The following is a 14,821-nucleotide window of genomic DNA, read 5'->3' on the forward strand; positions in this document are numbered from 1 at the left end:
CCATCGCCGTCCTGCTCGCCCTCGCCGCCCTCGGTGCCCTGTGGTGGTCGCGGCACAAGAACACCTCCGGCGGAAAGAAGAAGTCCTTCCGCGGGCTGGCGCGCAGGAGGGACATCGCGCCCCTGCTCGCCAAGGCGATGACGGCCAAGGCCCGCTCCCTGCGTCCGAGCCTGGCGGACGCCAAGCACATCGCTCCCCGCGACACCGGAGTCCTCCTTGGTGATCTCCAAGGCACCCGGCATGAGGTTCGGATGGGTTGGGAGGACGTCGCCGTGGCGATCATGGCTCCCCGCTCCGGCAAGACCACGAGCCTGGCTATCCCCTCGATCCTCAGCGCCCCCGGCCCCGTCCTGCTGACCTCGAACAAGGCCGGCGGCGACGCCTACACCGCCACTATCGATGCGCGGGCGACCGTCGGCCGGGTCTGGTCGATGGACCCGCAGCAGATCGCCCATGCCGAGCGCACCATGTGGTGGAACCCCTTGGCGGATGCCAAGACCCTCGAGGGTGCCGGCCGTCTGGCCGGTCACTTCCTCGCCGCCAGCGTGGACGCCTCCCAGCAGGGTGACTTCTGGTCCAAGGCCGGATCCAACATCCTCTCCCAGCTCTTCCTGGCCGCCGCGCTCGACGAACGCCCCATCACGGACGTGACGTCCTGGCTGGCCTTCCCCGCGGACCGCACCCCGCTGGACATTCTGCGCGACCACGGCTTCGTAGCTGTCGCCGCCCAGCTCAAGGGCACCGTCGAAGGCCCGCCGGAGACCCGCGACGGCATCTACGAGACCGCCCGCCAGTACGCCGCCGCCCTGCTGAACACGGAGATCGCCGCGTGGGTCAGCCCGCAGGAGGGCATCGCTGAGTTCAAGCCGTCGGAGTTCGTGGACAGCACGGACACGCTCTACCTGCTCTCCAAGGATGGCGGCGGCGGTGCCAGCGCGCTGATCGCGGCGTGCGCGGACTCGGTCATGCGGGCCGCGACCGCCCGCGCCGAACGGGCCGGCGGACGGCTCGACCCGCCGATGCTCGCGATCCTCGACGAGGCCGCCAACGTGTGCAAGATCTCGGACTTGCCCGACCTGTACTCGCACCTGGGCAGCCGCGGCATCATCCCGATCACCATCCTGCAGTCCTACCGCCAGGGCCAGAAGGTCTGGGGGGATGCCGGCATGGACGCCATGTGGTCGGCCTCCACCATCAAGGTCGTCGGCCCCGGCATCGACGACCCCGACTTCGCCGACAAGCTCAGCCGGATGATTGGCGACCACGACGTGGAGAGCACGTCCGTCTCGCACTCCGAGTCCGGCAAGTCCACCAGCGTGTCCATGCGACAGGAACGCATCCTGGCGGCCGACGCCATCCGCGCCCTGCCCAAGGGCAGCGCGCTGTGCTTCGCCACCGGAATGCGCGTCGCCGGTCTCGATATGAAGCCCTGGTACCTGCAGCCCGAAGCGGACGAAATCTCCGCCGCCTCGGAGCGTGCCTCGAAGGCCATCACCGAACGCGCCGTCGCCAAGACCACGCCGAAGCAGAGCGACTTCACAACGGCCGCGTAAGCCCGCCACCACACCAGGAAGGCCATGACCCCGACCAAACCGCTTGCCGTCGACACCGACACGCACTCGCAGATCGCCCTGCTCGCCCGGGCCTGGGGCGTCAGCCACGACGAAGTGCTGCGAAAGCTCCTCGCGCAATTCGCCCAGCTACCCACCGCCCCGCCAGCGGCGGCCGGAATGGACGTGTATGCGATCTACGCCTGCACCCACGTCGAAGGCCGATACGACCCTGTAACGGGGACTCTAACCATCGAGGAAGGCCCCGGGCAGGGCCATTACAAGACGCCCAGTGGCGCCTCGGCAGCTGTGCTCCGCGCCCTACGACCGACCGTTACCCCCATCCGTAGCGGCTGGGAGTTCTGGCGGATACGCAGCACCGGGGTCCCTCTCGAATCCATCCGCCCCGACCACACCTGGCGTGTAACACCAGCAACGCCGCCCCCCGCAACCTCAGTCGGGCGCTCCTCCCCCGCGCGTCACTGAACCGCCGCGGCCGGGACGACACACGCCGTCCCGGCCGCGGACGGACCGCGGGAGCGAACAGATCGCCCGCACGCTCCGCCAAGCCCCTGACAGGACACGCTCATCGACACCTACGAATCCCACGAACTCGACGACATGACGCCAGCCGCAGCGCTGGACGCCGTCATCGCCGACGTTCGCTCCCACCCCGTCGACCCCGGCCCCGGCGGCTTCTTCACCGCCCTGCGCCACATCGACCTGCTCAGCCATCTCGCCCTGCGCTTCGCCGGCGACGCCCACTACCACCTCGACTCTGCCCACGAAACGGGCTCCGCCTGGCATCCGGTCGAGGCACTCACCAACACGGCGGTCCCGCTCAGCAGAGCGCAGTACCACTACGCGCAGGCCATGATTCCGCTCGCCACGCTCAGCAAACCGAACCCTGACACGTCCACGGCTGCACGGCTTCACGACATCGAGCATCACTGCACGCTGCGCACCCAACTCCACGCCGCCGCACAGTCCCTCGACGAGGCCCGCACCACGCTGCGCACGCCCACCCCGGCACGGCCTCCGTCCCCCACTGCCCCGCCCCCGGTGGCGACATCGGAACAGACCGCTTCGCGCCGGGCCCGCTGAGCAACTACCAGCCCCCTCCCCCCCAACAACCTCCCTGGACCGTCTTGTCTCTTCTGAACATCCCCGATGTGTTCATCGGGTCCACCGACGACGGGCACACCTTCGTCGTCCTCAATCGCCGCATCCGCGACGCCGACCGGCTGCTGACCGATGCGGGATTCCTCGCCCGTGAACACCTCGGACGCACGCTCTACTTGCTCCCACCGGGCACGGCCCAGGACGCCCACGAGCGCGCCGGGGACGCGATGTACGGGCTCTTGGCCCGCACTCTCGACCTTGTCGACCTCTCCTGGACGACGCGCTGGAGCCCCGACGCCCTACCCGATGCCGATCCGGACCTCCGCTTCCAGTTCACCGACGGCACCGTGACGGCGACAGCCGAGACCACCACCGCCCGCTCACTCCTGGAGCAGCACGGCTTCGCCCTCGCGGCGGACGGCTCCTCCTATCAGCCGCAGCCCGGGCTGGATCAACGCGGCCTACTCGGCGCCGTCACGGCCGCCGAAACGCACGCCTACACCCACGGCCTCACGGTCAGCGTCGGCCTCGGCATCCCCACACCGATGGACATCCCGGCCGCACCCCGCCGTGCATCACCTGCTCCCCCCAGCCCCCCGTCCGGACCGGCGCCCCGTCGCCGCCCGCGCTGACTCCACACCCGCCGCCCTTCTCAAGGGCATGCCCCGGAGCCCCTGTTGACCACCGCCGTCGATCTCAACGAGCAGATCAACCAGCTGCGCCACCTCGCCCACCACTTCAAGGCCCTTCACAACCGGGTCCGCGCCCTCGACATCGCGGCCGTCGCGCCAGGCACGGAAGCCCTTCGGCAGCTCACCCCCCTTGTGCTCACGAGCCAGGAGCTGGTCGGGAAGGCGCTCTTGCCACTGTCCGCCCTCGACGGAAGCCCATACGCAGCCGTGAGCGGCAGCCGGCAAGCACTCAACGCTCTCGGTGCCGTCGTCTCCGGTGCATCCCAGGCCAGCTGCGACCTCGCGCATGCACTCGCCGCCAACCCCCTGGACAGCATCGGCTTCGGCGGACCGCACCAGGACGAGGAGGGCATCCGCAACGCCCGGCACGCCCGTGCCGTACCGGAAATGGCCGGCCACCTCGCCGACGCCGCCCACCAGCTCAACGTGTGCGAATCCGCCTGCCACGACCTGGCCACCTACATCACCCGCGACCTCGAACGCGCATCCACCAACACCCGACAGGCTCCCAAGATCAGTCCCACCCAGTACGAAGCACTGACCTCGCTCGCGAAGTGCGGGGCCACGATGCAGACACGAGGCCGCGGCTCAACCATCGTCCTCACCCCCGACCACACCCTCATCACCATCGCCACATTCCAGTCCCTGGACAAGCGCGGCCTGGTCCACCTCGACACCTCCGTACCGCTCTACCAAGGTCGGGGCATCACCGTGACCGCCGAGGGACATCGCGCGCTGGCCCAGCACCGAGCCCGCACCGGTGCCACCACGGGGCCAACAGCCGCGACGGCCACCATGCCCCCCGCTGCGGTGAAGCGGGAGGTGCGCCGATGAGCCCGTACGCCCACGACGACCGGGTCATGGTTTCGCCTCCGTACATGGCAGGCGCCGGCGACCGCGTCGCCGACGTGATCGGCCCCCTCATCCACCTCTTCGGGTGGAGGCACGAGCACGATGCCGCCACCGGGCACGTCGCAATCGACAGCACCGACGCCAGCCTGTTCGTCGACTTCGCCCCGCTGCACCCGCTCGGCCGGTGGCTCACCGTGACCCACCATGAGCCGTACTGGGAAGCGATGTTCAGCAGGCAGGCCCCCCTGGAGGCGGTCGCCGCCGTCACCCAGGCACTGCCCCAGCTGCTCGGCGATGCCCGTCACGCCGACCGCATCCCGATCACGGACATGCCCCTGGACCAGCTCGCCGAGCTGAACGACTGGTCCGCCGAGGACAGCGTCCTCACCTCGCCCGACCTGTACTGCCGGCTAGAGCACACGCCCGGCAAGGAGATCGCCTGGCAGGTCGACCACGTCTACTTCGAGGGCGATCCGCTGGCCACTTTCACGCAAGACACCCCTGAGTGCCTCGTCCGCAACTTCTTCTCCCACCTGGCCACTCCCATGGCGGTGGAGCGGTCCTTCGCCGACATCCCCCTCAGCACGCGGCATGGGCACAGCGCCTTGATCACGCCGGTCCGCGGAGCCGCAGTGAGTCCACAGGTCCATCACGCCCTCGCGCAGCTCGACCGCCCCAGCCGCCCCGGCCGCCGCCGCTGACTCCCCCATCTCCCCTGGAACCATCCCTGACCGAGAAGACCGGATCCCTTGAGCCCGCCGAGCAACTCCTCATGCTGGCCGCCGACTTCACCCGTTTCAACGACGCCCACCTGCGGCACTCACTCAACGGGCCAAATCCCACCACCCTGCTGAACGCCCAGACGGAATCCGCACAGCACCTGGCCCGGTCCGCGCTCGCCATCGTGGACACCCTCAATGCCCAGCCGATGTACCACAGCCCCGCGATCCACGCGGTGTACGCACGCGTGCGCCAACTCGCCCATCTCGCGTCCGACGCAGCCGACCATCTCATCGATGCCGTGGACCTCCTCGACCACACCCGCGCGGGGCTGCCCGTTGAGCTGGGCGACGGCTTCCTGGCGGTCGTGACCGAGCAGGAGGCCCGCCGGGGAGCCGGCCGGTGCTTCAGCCTCGTCGCGAGCCTCACCGCCCTGGGCTCCTCAGACGCCCTGGCGACCGCTGAACTCTTCGCTGTCGAACGCCGCCGGGGCTTCGTACCCGAGTACCGGCCGCCCGCCCTGTCCCGCACCCAGGACTCCACGCTGCGCGCGGTGGCGCGCGGCGATGTCGCGATCACCGGCGGCAAGCCCTATCTGCGCCGTGAGGACCTCCGCGTCAGCATCAGCACCATCCGCGCCTTGGAGAGCCGCGGTCTGGTGATGCGCGAGGACTGTCCGGCCTGGGGCCGCGGCGAGCGCGTCCACCTCACCGCAGCCGGGCGCCGCGACCTCGCCGCCTCCTTCGCACGGCCCCGCTCCACCGCACCCGCCGCAGCCCGCCCACCAGCCCGACCAGCCGCGACCGCGGCACGAACCGCGGCCCGCTGACCACAACACCCGGAGTCTCCCCACGTCTTCCGAAACCCTGACGGCGCACGACATCGCCCGCGCCCTCGCCGACCAGATCCGCCCCGGCGCCGCACCCCGTGACGTGACCGTGCACTTCAGCGTCCGCCGACAGGCAGCAGCCGAGTACCACTACCGCGGCCGAGGCGGACCCGTGACGGTTTACGCCCAAGCACTGCATGCCGCCCTCTTCGGCCTCCCCGCGGACGACGAGCCGCTGCCCACCGCCCTGGACGCGCTCTTGCAGGCCACGCACACCGCCACCGCGCCCGAGCAGCAGACCGCGATCCTGCGGCAGGTCGCCGAGCAGCTGCGCAACGGTGCCGAGATCATCCAGCGCTACCAGTACCGGGCCCAGTGGGACCGGCTCCCTGACGACGTCGCCGAGCAGCTCCGTGATGCCCACGACCAGGCTCAGCAGGTCGCCCAGACCCTCGACCTCGTCGCACCCGCCCTCAGCAGCCCTCCTGCCGCCCCCGAGCTGCCCGGCCCGCAATCGCGGCACGCCGCCGGCCCGCCCGCGCCCCCGACTCCACCGGCCGGTCGCCGCCGCTGACCTCCGGCGACAGCCCCGCCGGGAAAGGCCCCCATCCTGACCACTGCCGATCCCCTCCACGCCCTCCTCACCCAACCCCATTGCTCGCTGGGCGTGTTCGTCCCCGCCGGCCTCCATCCGGTATCCGCCGAGCGCCGTTACCTCGACCAGCTCGCGCAGGCAGGTGGCGATCTGTTCGAGGTCGGCCTGGCCACCGAGGACGCCGTCCTCGACGGTCCCGTCATCCAGGCCGCCTACCACCGCGCCCTGCGCAGCGGAAACGTCCTCGATGCCGCCGTCCGCGCCGTCGAGCATGCCGCCGGCCTCCGGCCGACCGTCGTCATGACCTACTGGGAGCCCGTCCGCCGCCACGGCCCCGAGCACCTGGCCCGCCTGTTCGCCGACGCAGGTGCCGCCGGCGTGATGGTCGTCGACCTGCCCGCCTACCAAGCGGCCCGCTGGCACGACGCCGCGCGGGAAGCGGGTCTTCGCACCCCACGCCTCATCCCGCGCACCACCCCCGACACCAGCCTCCCCGCCGCGGTCGCCGGCGCCTCCGGATGGCTCTACGCCCCCGCCAGCACGGCCCCGACCGGTTACCAAGGGCCGCTCGATCTTCCGGCGCTCGGCCACTTCACCCGGCGCCTGCGCGGCGCGAGCCCGCTGCCCGTGGTCTCGGGCGTGGGGATCTCTACCCCGGCCCTCGCCGCGCGCGTGGCCCCGGTCGTGGATGCCGTCGTCATCGGCACCCCGGTCGTGCGCGCCCTGGCCACCGACCCTGATCGAGCTGCCGAAGTGACTGCCGCGTTCGCCCAGGCCCTGCACACTCCCACCTCCAGGGAGACCCGTGCCTGATCGCCCCGTACCGGCTCAGACCCTCGACCGGATCACCACCGACGCCCTGGCCCTGCACCGGGCCCTGCGCACCAGCATCACCGACGACGCGCATGCGCTGGCCGCGTGGATCACCGAGACCCAAGACCTCGCCGACACCGCCCTGTATCTGTTCCGCGTCCTCGCACATCACACGCCGCACACCACGTCCGCGGACCTGCTGCTCCTCGAACGGGTCGTGCATATCGCCAAGGCCGCCCAGGACGCGGGCGCCGAACTGGCCGCCGCCCTTGCTCGCGCCGTGGAGAACCGGCGCCGCCGAGCCGACGCCGTGTCACAGCGGGTGGTCCTCGTCGGCCCCTCACCTCAGCAGTTCATCGAGTCGGCCACCGATCTCCTCGACCGCATCCCCGCCCTCTATCACGCCATACACCGTGACCGGCTGATCCCGCCCAGCCCGCAGACACACCAGCCGCATTGAGGCGTCCCCCCCGTTACCCCACATCTCCAGGACAGACCATTTCCGATCAGCCTCGATTCCGCGCCCTTTCCCTGGGTGCAGGAGTTCAGTCCAGCACCCTCCTCGCCCTTTCCGCCGAGGGGATCCTTCCGAAGGTCGATTACGCGATTTTCGCCGACACCGGATGGGAACCCGAAGCCGTCTATGCCCATCTAGACCGCCTGGAACGGGAGATAGCCAAGCCTGCCGGGATTCCAGTTCTGCGCGTGTCGTCCGGGAACATTCGCAGCGATGCTCTGAACCCGGATCACCGATTCGCCTCCATGCCCCTGCACATCCTGAACAAGGACGGGCGTCCGGGAATGACCCGCAGGCAGTGCACCGGCGAATACAAAATAAAGCCGATCAAGAAGGCGGTCCGTGAGCTACTCGGACACCCCTACCCTTCGCGCATCCCCAAGGAGGTGTTCGTCGAGCAGTGGGTGGGAATCTCCACCGACGAGTTCCACCGCGCCAAGGACGCCGACGTGCAGTACATGCGCAATCGGCATCCGCTTCTCGACCTTGACTGGAGCAGGGCCGACTGCGTCCGCTATCTGACCTCGCTCGGCCTGGCCGAAACACCGAAATCCAGCTGCCTGGGATGCCCGTTCCACGGAAATGCGCAGTGGCGGCACATCAGGGATCACTCCCCTTCCGAGTGGGCAGACGTCGTCGAATTCGACGCGGCCATCCGGCAGGGCAATGCCCGCGCCAACGCATCCGGTAACCGGTTGCTCGGGCAGGCGTTCCTGCACCGCTCCCGCGTCCCGCTGAGCCAGGCGCCGATCGACCACGTCACCGCCGCCGAGCGGGCAGCTCTGGGCGTCGGCGCGGGCGACGAGTTGGAGAACGGCGTGGTGGACGGCTGCTCGCCCTGGGCGTGCCGCGGGGATGCGGACACGGCGCAGGACCACTTCGGGCTGGCCGCTTGATCCTCGACCTCTTCGCGGGGCCGGGCGGCTGGAGCAGGGCACTGAGCGTCCTCGGCGCCCAGGACCTTGGCCTGGAATGGGACGAGTGGGCCTGCAAAACGCGTTCTGCAGCCGGGCAGTTGACGATTCGGACCGACGTGGCGAGGTATCCGACGTTGCCCTTCATCGGCCGAACGCGCGGGCTGATCGCGTCCCCGCCGTGCCAGGCATGGTCGACGGCCGGCAAACGCCTCGGTCTGATCGACCAGCCCCTGGTCCACCAGGCGGTCGCTGACCTCGCTGTTGGTCGCGACACCCGCGAGCGGCTGCTCGCTGCCTGCCGCGACGAGCGCTCCCTGCTCGCCGCGGAGCCCATGCGCTACCTCCACGCCCTGCACGCAGTCGGCGAGCCCGAGTGGGTCGCCATGGAGGAGGTGCCGGACGTCCTGCCGCTGTGGAAGCAGTACGCAGTGATCTTGCGCAGCTGGGGGCTCTCCGTGTGGACCGGCATCCTCAACGCCGCAGACTACGGGGTGCCCCAGACGAGGAGGCGGGCGATCCTGCTTGCCTCCCGCGTCCGCACCGCCCAGCCGCCCCCTCCGACCCACGCCAAAATCGCAGAGCCGGAGGGGCTGTTCGGGCCGGGCCGCTCCCGCTGGGTCAGCATGGCGCAGGCCCTGGGGTGGGGAGCGACCGACCGGCCTGTGCCCACCGTCTGCGCCGGCGGCGGACCTGGCGGCGGCGCCGAGCCCTTCCCCTCCGGCTCCCGGAAGGCGTTGTCCACCGCCCGCGACCGCGGCACCTGGACACCCCACCCGGACACCCCCCATCAGCCCTCCGGCCGGGAAGGAACCGAGCCTGCCGGCCACCCCGGCGCCCAGGGCGAACAGGCCGCGGGCCGAACCGTGTTGGTGCCTGACTGGTCGTGGTCCTTGCGGAGCAACAATCAGGCCAACGCCACCGTCCGGCCACTGTCCGAGCCGGCGGGAACGCTGTTCTTCGGGCACCGCTCGAACGAATGCACCTGGGTCGCCGAACCCCCTACCCCACCTGCCGGGAATACGGAGTCACCCCCCGCCCCGGCGCCCATCCGGATCACCGCCCAGGAGGCTGGAGTTCTGCAGACCTTCCCCGCCGACTACCCCTGGGCGGGCAACAAGGGCCAAGTCTTCAGCCAGATCGGCAACGCCGTACCACCCCGCCTCGCCGCCCACCTCCTCGCCCCGCACCTCGGCAAGACCCTCAACCCCGACGACTTCACCCTGGCCGCCTGATGCCCCACCCCGCCGACCCGTACGAGGGCGACGACCTGGACGACCTGCCACCTCCACAACTCGTGCACTACGCCGAACAAGCTCTGCTCGGCGCCCTCCTGCTCGAACCACACCGGCTCGACACCATCGGCTGTCTGACGCCGGACCATTTCGGCAATCACGCCCACGGCGCCCTGTTCGCCGCCATGTGCACGGTGCCGGCCCCCGACCCGAAGCAGCACGCCAAGGACACGGCGTGGCTCAGCGCGGTTCTGGCCAAGGCGCGGCCCGAGGCACCGGGGCTGACCGCCTCCTACCTGCACACGCTCATCCAAAGCTGTCCCCGGCCCCAGCACGCCGCGGCGTACGCGGGCATGATCCGCGCCGATCACGCCCGCCGTACGCTGCGCGAGCACACCGACAGGCTGTGCCAGAGCGCCACCGACACCACGAGGCCGGACCCAGTCGTGGCCGTCCTCGCGCAGGCCGATGCCCTGGGGCGCTACCTCGACGAACTCGCAACCGAGTTCGCCCCGCACCCCGGCTCCCTACCCCGTACCCCTGCACCACCGCCGCCCCCGCCCGAGGCCGGAGAAGAAGCTCTCGACGAGGAGCGGCTGCTGCTCGCCACCGCCACCGCCCACCCCAATGAAGTGACGGCCATGAGGTGGTTGCAGCCCGACGATTTCACGCACCCGCTGCATGCCGGGCTGTGGCAGTGCCTGGTCGCCCTGACGCGGCGCGATACCCCCGTCGACCCCGTGACGGTCCTGTGGGAGGCGCAGCACCGTGGCCTCCTCGGCGCCGGGGCCGAGCCGAGTGAGCTGCTTGACCTCCTCGCCGGACCGGTCGGCTCCCCGGAGTCCTGGGGCGAGCGAATCCTCCAGCGCTCCGTCCTCGGGGCCGCCCACCACATCGGCCGGCGCATCGAGGCATTCACCGAGGACCCGGCCACCACGCCGTACCAGCTCATCACCGGCAGCCGCCGCGCGCTCGCCGACCTGTCCGCCGTACGTACCCGGTGGCAGCACGCCACCTCACCCCCGCCGGTGAGCAGACCCGCGCGCACCAGGGGCACGGCGGCGCCCCGGACCAGTCCACCACGGACCACGGCTCCGCCCGCAGCACGCACCTTCCGCTGACCCAAGCCCGCCGGCGGCCGGCTCACTTTGCCTGGCCACCGGCAGAAAGAACACTCCTTGGTGACACCCCCCTCCATCGACGCCCACGTCCGCCTCGACCCCCACCCCACGCACCCCAGCGCGGTGATGGCCACTCTGACCGGCACCCAGGCCCACATCCCCCACGTCGGTCTGGAGGCCGCCAACTGGGATGCCGTGGCCGAGAACACCTTGGTCCTGGCCCGCATCGACCACGACGAGCCGCACTGGGCCGCGAAGGCCGTCCGGGAGCTGATCGCCGAAGGGATCACCGTCGAGATCGCGCCCTGGCTTCGGGAAGCCATCGACGTTGATTGGGCGTTGGCCACCGACTCAAAGCCCTGGAGCACCCTCGCCCAGCTCCGGGAGATCTTCGCCGAGGCCCAGACGATCTTTGATGACATCCGTCACGGTCGCCTCCTCATTCACGCCCACGCCCTGGACAGCGGCACCACGGTCGCGGTTGGGACCTACCTCGACAGCGGCAAGAGCGTCCATCTCCACGGCGAGGACCGTCGGCGACAGGTGGAACACATCTTCGACTCTCCCGCCCAGGCGCTGGTCGCCTTCGAGCGGCTCCACGGCGACACCATGCGCCCCGGCCCCGCGCCGATGACCGACACCGAGCGCGCCGCTGCCGAAGCCCGAACCTCCCTCAGCGCACCGCCCACCGAGCCCGAGCCTCCCGGCCCTGGGCCGGAGACCGTACCCGCCTACGCCGCCGATCCCGGCGACCACGACGCCCTCCTTGATGAATTCCTCGACGCACACGGCGAATGGTCGAAGTGGCGCACCTGGTCAGACGAGATCACCCACGCCATCCACGAATCCCAGACCCTGCGCATCGAGCGCATCCACGACGCCCCCGCCCACGAGACCGCCTGGACCATAGCCGCCTACGAGACGCCCGTCTCAGACCGCACATGGCACCTCACCGCGACCAGCACAACCCCCGCCCCCGTGCTCCAAGAACTACTGCACCACCTCGCCGACGGTGACGGACTGGACACCGCCGTCGGCGGCGCCGTGGACGAGAAGTCCGTCACCGCCGCCACCAAGCCGCTCCTTGAGGCAGGCTGGACGCACACAGTAGACGGACGCTGGATCCGCTGGACGAACCCGTCAAAGGACGCGGGGGTTCTATTCGACGCCTTCGCTGCCCAGAAGCCGAACAGCGCCCTCACCACCTGGACCATCTGGGCCGGCCCAAGCGTCGACCATCCCACCTGGGCGCTGCACACCTCACCACACGCGCCGGCTTCAATGCTCGCCGGCCTGGCCACAGAACTTGCACACGGCACCGGCACCCGACGCCCACTACATCCCGGCACGACCCAGCGTTGCACGCGCACCCCGGTAGCCACCACACCACCGGTCCGGTCAAGCCTGCCCGTCCAGACCCGAAAGAGGTGAACCCCCGGTTAGAAGTGTCGGCGAGCCGCCCGGTGGGACGGGTGAGAAGGTACCCGGGGATCAGTCGTTGGCCCTCTGGACTCCGTGCCCCAAAGCCAAGGTGATCTCCGTATGCCGGGCCCGGATCGAGAGCGGCAGGCCCGCAGCCTTCCGGGCCCTGCGATAGGTCAGCGCCCACCCCATCTCATGCCGCAGCGTGCCGTCGTCCGCGCGCTCGACCCGCCACCACAGCCAACCGAAAGGGTGCGACCGGCCCTCTGCGAAAGGGGCCGTGAAGGCATACGTCGGCTGGCCGCTCGTAGCCGTCAATGTCGGGGCCATTTGCGGGACGTTGCTCAGCTTGATCAGATCCTGCCGAGTGTCCGCCCGCGCCATCCGCGCCGCCGCACGGTATGCAGCGGCCACAAAGCAGCCGACAGCGACCACTACGAGAGCAACGAGCAGCAACCACCCTGTGTTCATCGTGCGTCCCGTATCGCCTGTATCGCGGAGCGGCACGCCTCGGTCGTGGCGGCCAGCGTGGAGTGGACGTGCAGTCCCGGACGCGCGTGATCGAGCTGCGCCAGCATGTTCGTGCGGCGCACGTACCCGAGATCAGCTCCTACCACTAGGTCCACGTCCTGAGCTGCGGCCATGCCCAACTCATACAAGGCAATGGGCTGGTGGCTCGGCGAATCAGGGAACCAGAACACCAGGAGGTCCGCGCGACGCAGATGCCTGTACTCCCATCCGACTTGGGCGGCCTCCGCAGTCGGATCGTGCAGAGGAAAAGTGGCCCGGCGCGGGTTGAACACCGTGATGTCGAGATCCTCCAGCGCTGCCGTGACAATCCTCTGCCAGTCCGGGCAATCGCTGATCCCCCCAGCCAAGAACAGGCAGACGCCACCAAAGCCGGTGAACTCGTCTGGCGCTTCGACGTATCGCATCAGGCGGCTCCACGCCCGGCCATGATGTCGCTGCCACAGAAGTCGGCCAGCTCCGGCTGGAGCCGGCGCAACGCCTCCACCGCCGGCCCAAGAGCTGCTTGAGCCTCATCGAACCGGGGCCAGGCGCGACAAGCATCGCCACTCACGTACTGCCGGGCCATCTCGCTGCTTTCATCCGCGGCAGCCGGGTCGAGGCCCGAACGACTGTTGCAGTAGTCGATCCACGACGGTCGCAGGTCCACAAGCTTGGTGACCGCCGCTGCGGCTTCCATGAGCGTCGGGACGAACGGCCGACTGGGAATGCTGCCGCTGGCCAGCTCACGCAAGGCACCGGTCACCGCCTTGCTGTCGTACACAGCCTCCCCGATGTACGAGTCCGGGGCCGCCCCGTCGACACTTCCGAGGAAAAGTGCATGGGTCGCCACGGCAACCTGCGCACGCCACGCCAGCTGCCGCTCCCACCGCTTCCGGTTGAACCAGTCGGGCATCCGTTCCCCCTCCAGCAGTGCTCGTCCTACCGCTTGTCTACCGGAGCACCCGCACCTGTCACAACGTGGGCCGATCACCAGCCACGGTAGCGGGACGGCTTGTGGTGCTATCCGCGACGGCAACGGGCGACGCAAGCAACCGGGCACTCCAGGATGCACGATGACCTACCCCGGAAAGGCCCGCTCGTACCGACGCCCCGGTCGGCAGCGGCTCGAACCGTAGGCAGGCGACGCCTCGCCCACCAGCCCGAGCCGGGACCTTGCCCTCGTCAGGGCCGGTCAGCGACCCAAGGGGACCTCCGCTACCGGCTCCCATGACATGCGCCATCCACCGAGTTCTTCGTCGAACGTCCACGCCACGTCCAGCAGGTGTACCCGGTCGACGTACAGGGTGGCCCGGCGCGGCGTCACCAGGAGACGCAGATCCGTGTTGAGCGGATCGGACGACGCGGAGCCGTAGCTGTAACCCAGCGAGATGTGCGGGCGCCCACCGGAGTGCTGGAGCGCCTCGTCACCGCGGGTCTTGCGGACCGCGGTCCTGACCTTCTCGATGAGGGCCAGCGTGTCCTCCTCCGGCCACACGTCCAACACGGCACCCGCTACATTCCCGATTGGCGGCCCGACTTCCGCCGAGAATGCAGGCACGTCGGCCAGCTCGGAACGCAGGGCTTCCGCGACCTCTGCCCGTGCCGCCTCGTCGTACTCGGCCGACGGAACGTCAGCAAGCATCTCCGCAGTCAGATGCAGCACCCCGGCGTCCGTCGGGTCGCTGCCGTACTGCGGGTCAATCGGGTAGCTGGTCAGATGCGGCCGACACGCCTGAGCCATCTCAAGTAGTTCATCGTCCACGCCGGACCGAGGCAGCACGTACACATGCAGGACCCGCATGCCGTCCACCCATCGCCGCCCCTGAAACTTCGGCACGAACGGTTCCATCTGGGCATCCCTCCCGCATACCGAACGCCCGTGTAGCGTCCGCCGACCATCCTGGCCGCTTCCATCAAGTCAGGCGCCAT

General features: G+C 69.9%; 16 protein-coding genes. 13 read left to right on the top strand and 3 right to left on the bottom strand.

The window, feature by feature from the left end; genetic code table 11:
* The 13 genes from Scani_RS00005 to Scani_RS00065 all read left to right on the top strand — a co-directional run.
* Positions 1 to 1,553: type IV secretory system conjugative DNA transfer family protein (locus Scani_RS00005; protein WP_159468735.1), on the top strand; the 1,553-nt coding region annotated here is incomplete at its 5' end.
* A gap of 618 nt (positions 1,554 to 2,171) precedes the next feature.
* Positions 2,172 to 2,654 (top strand): hypothetical protein, encoded by a 483-nt coding sequence (locus tag Scani_RS00010; protein WP_159468737.1) that lies wholly within the window; start codon positions 2,172 to 2,174, stop codon positions 2,652 to 2,654.
* Between the two features lie 44 nt (positions 2,655 to 2,698).
* A complete protein-coding gene (locus Scani_RS00015; protein WP_159468739.1) occupies positions 2,699 to 3,304 on the top strand; it encodes a hypothetical protein in 606 nt (201 codons plus the stop codon).
* Between the two features lie 45 nt (positions 3,305 to 3,349).
* Positions 3,350 to 4,198, top strand: coding sequence for a hypothetical protein (locus Scani_RS00020; RefSeq protein ID WP_159468741.1), 849 nt, complete (start codon positions 3,350 to 3,352; stop codon positions 4,196 to 4,198).
* Positions 4,195 to 4,917, top strand: coding sequence for an SPDY domain-containing protein (locus Scani_RS00025; RefSeq protein WP_246295366.1), 723 nt, complete (start codon positions 4,195 to 4,197; stop codon positions 4,915 to 4,917). Before Scani_RS00020 ends, Scani_RS00025 begins: the two co-directional genes overlap by 4 nt.
* Before the next feature lie 71 nt (positions 4,918 to 4,988).
* Positions 4,989 to 5,765 (top strand): helix-turn-helix domain-containing protein, encoded by a 777-nt coding sequence (locus Scani_RS00030; RefSeq protein ID WP_246295367.1) that lies wholly within the window; start codon positions 4,989 to 4,991, stop codon positions 5,763 to 5,765.
* Positions 5,766 to 5,937: 172 nt separating this feature from the next.
* Complete coding sequence (locus Scani_RS00035) at positions 5,938 to 6,339, top strand: hypothetical protein (RefSeq protein ID WP_159468743.1); 402 nt, start codon at positions 5,938 to 5,940, stop codon at positions 6,337 to 6,339.
* Between the two features lie 36 nt (positions 6,340 to 6,375).
* On the top strand, positions 6,376 to 7,173 hold the full coding sequence (gene trpA / locus Scani_RS00040; protein ID WP_281391855.1) for a tryptophan synthase subunit alpha: 798 nt from the start codon (positions 6,376 to 6,378) through the stop codon (positions 7,171 to 7,173).
* The gene (locus tag Scani_RS00045) at positions 7,166 to 7,633 is read left to right on the top strand and encodes a hypothetical protein (RefSeq protein ID WP_159468745.1); all 468 of its coding nucleotides are present in this window, start codon (positions 7,166 to 7,168) and stop codon (positions 7,631 to 7,633) included. The genes trpA and Scani_RS00045 overlap by 8 nt, the downstream gene beginning before the upstream one ends.
* 71 nt (positions 7,634 to 7,704) lie before the next feature.
* Positions 7,705 to 8,586: an adenine nucleotide alpha hydrolase family protein gene (locus Scani_RS00050; RefSeq protein WP_159469314.1), complete on the top strand. Its 882-nt coding sequence runs from the start codon at positions 7,705 to 7,707 to the stop codon at positions 8,584 to 8,586.
* Positions 8,583 to 9,839 carry a DNA cytosine methyltransferase gene (locus Scani_RS00055; protein WP_159468747.1) on the top strand — a complete coding sequence of 419 codons (1,257 nt, stop codon included), beginning with the start codon at positions 8,583 to 8,585 and terminating at the stop codon, positions 9,837 to 9,839. Before Scani_RS00050 ends, Scani_RS00055 begins: the two co-directional genes overlap by 4 nt.
* On the top strand, positions 9,839 to 10,960 hold the full coding sequence (locus Scani_RS00060) for a DnaB-like helicase N-terminal domain-containing protein (protein ID WP_159468749.1): 1,122 nt from the start codon (positions 9,839 to 9,841) through the stop codon (positions 10,958 to 10,960). The genes Scani_RS00055 and Scani_RS00060 overlap by 1 nt, the downstream gene beginning before the upstream one ends.
* Before the next feature lie 60 nt (positions 10,961 to 11,020).
* Entirely contained in the window at positions 11,021 to 12,391 is a 1,371-nt protein-coding gene (locus Scani_RS00065) for an SPDY domain-containing protein (RefSeq protein ID WP_167538012.1), read from the top strand.
* Positions 12,392 to 12,849: 458 nt separating this feature from the next.
* Here the strand turns inward: Scani_RS00065 and Scani_RS00070 are convergent, their stop codons facing one another.
* The 3 genes from Scani_RS00070 to Scani_RS00080 form a co-directional block, all read right to left on the bottom strand.
* Positions 12,850 to 13,317, bottom strand: coding sequence for a nucleoside 2-deoxyribosyltransferase domain-containing protein (locus Scani_RS00070; RefSeq protein ID WP_159468751.1), 468 nt, complete (start codon positions 13,315 to 13,317; stop codon positions 12,850 to 12,852).
* Positions 13,317 to 13,805, bottom strand: coding sequence for a hypothetical protein (locus Scani_RS00075; protein ID WP_159468752.1), 489 nt, complete (start codon positions 13,803 to 13,805; stop codon positions 13,317 to 13,319). The genes Scani_RS00070 and Scani_RS00075 overlap by 1 nt, the downstream gene beginning before the upstream one ends.
* 279 nt (positions 13,806 to 14,084) lie before the next feature.
* The gene (locus Scani_RS00080; RefSeq protein WP_159468754.1) at positions 14,085 to 14,741 is read right to left on the bottom strand and encodes a 2'-5' RNA ligase family protein; all 657 of its coding nucleotides are present in this window, start codon (positions 14,739 to 14,741) and stop codon (positions 14,085 to 14,087) included.
* Positions 14,742 to 14,821: the final 80 nt, after the last annotated feature.

The sequence above is a fragment of the Streptomyces caniferus genome, assembly GCF_009811555.1.
Taxonomy (GTDB): domain Bacteria; phylum Actinomycetota; class Actinomycetes; order Streptomycetales; family Streptomycetaceae; genus Streptomyces; species Streptomyces caniferus.

Excerpts from the sequence above, each read along its gene's own strand:
- Scani_RS00010 (WP_159468737.1), top strand. The coding sequence starts at position 2,172 with ATGACGCCAGCCGCAGCGCTGGACGCCGTCATCGCCGACGTTCGCTCC.
- Scani_RS00025 (WP_246295366.1), top strand. The coding sequence starts at position 4,195 with ATGAGCCCGTACGCCCACGACGACCGGGTCATGGTTTCGCCTCCGTAC.
- Scani_RS00030 (WP_246295367.1), top strand. The coding sequence starts at position 4,989 with ATGCTGGCCGCCGACTTCACCCGTTTCAACGACGCCCACCTGCGGCAC.
- Scani_RS00060 (WP_159468749.1), top strand. The coding sequence starts at position 9,839 with ATGCCCCACCCCGCCGACCCGTACGAGGGCGACGACCTGGACGACCTG.
- Scani_RS00070 (WP_159468751.1), bottom strand. The coding sequence starts at position 13,317 with ATGCGATACGTCGAAGCGCCAGACGAGTTCACCGGCTTTGGTGGCGTC.
- Scani_RS00075 (WP_159468752.1), bottom strand. The coding sequence starts at position 13,805 with ATGCCCGACTGGTTCAACCGGAAGCGGTGGGAGCGGCAGCTGGCGTGG.
- Scani_RS00080 (WP_159468754.1), bottom strand. The coding sequence starts at position 14,741 with ATGGAACCGTTCGTGCCGAAGTTTCAGGGGCGGCGATGGGTGGACGGC.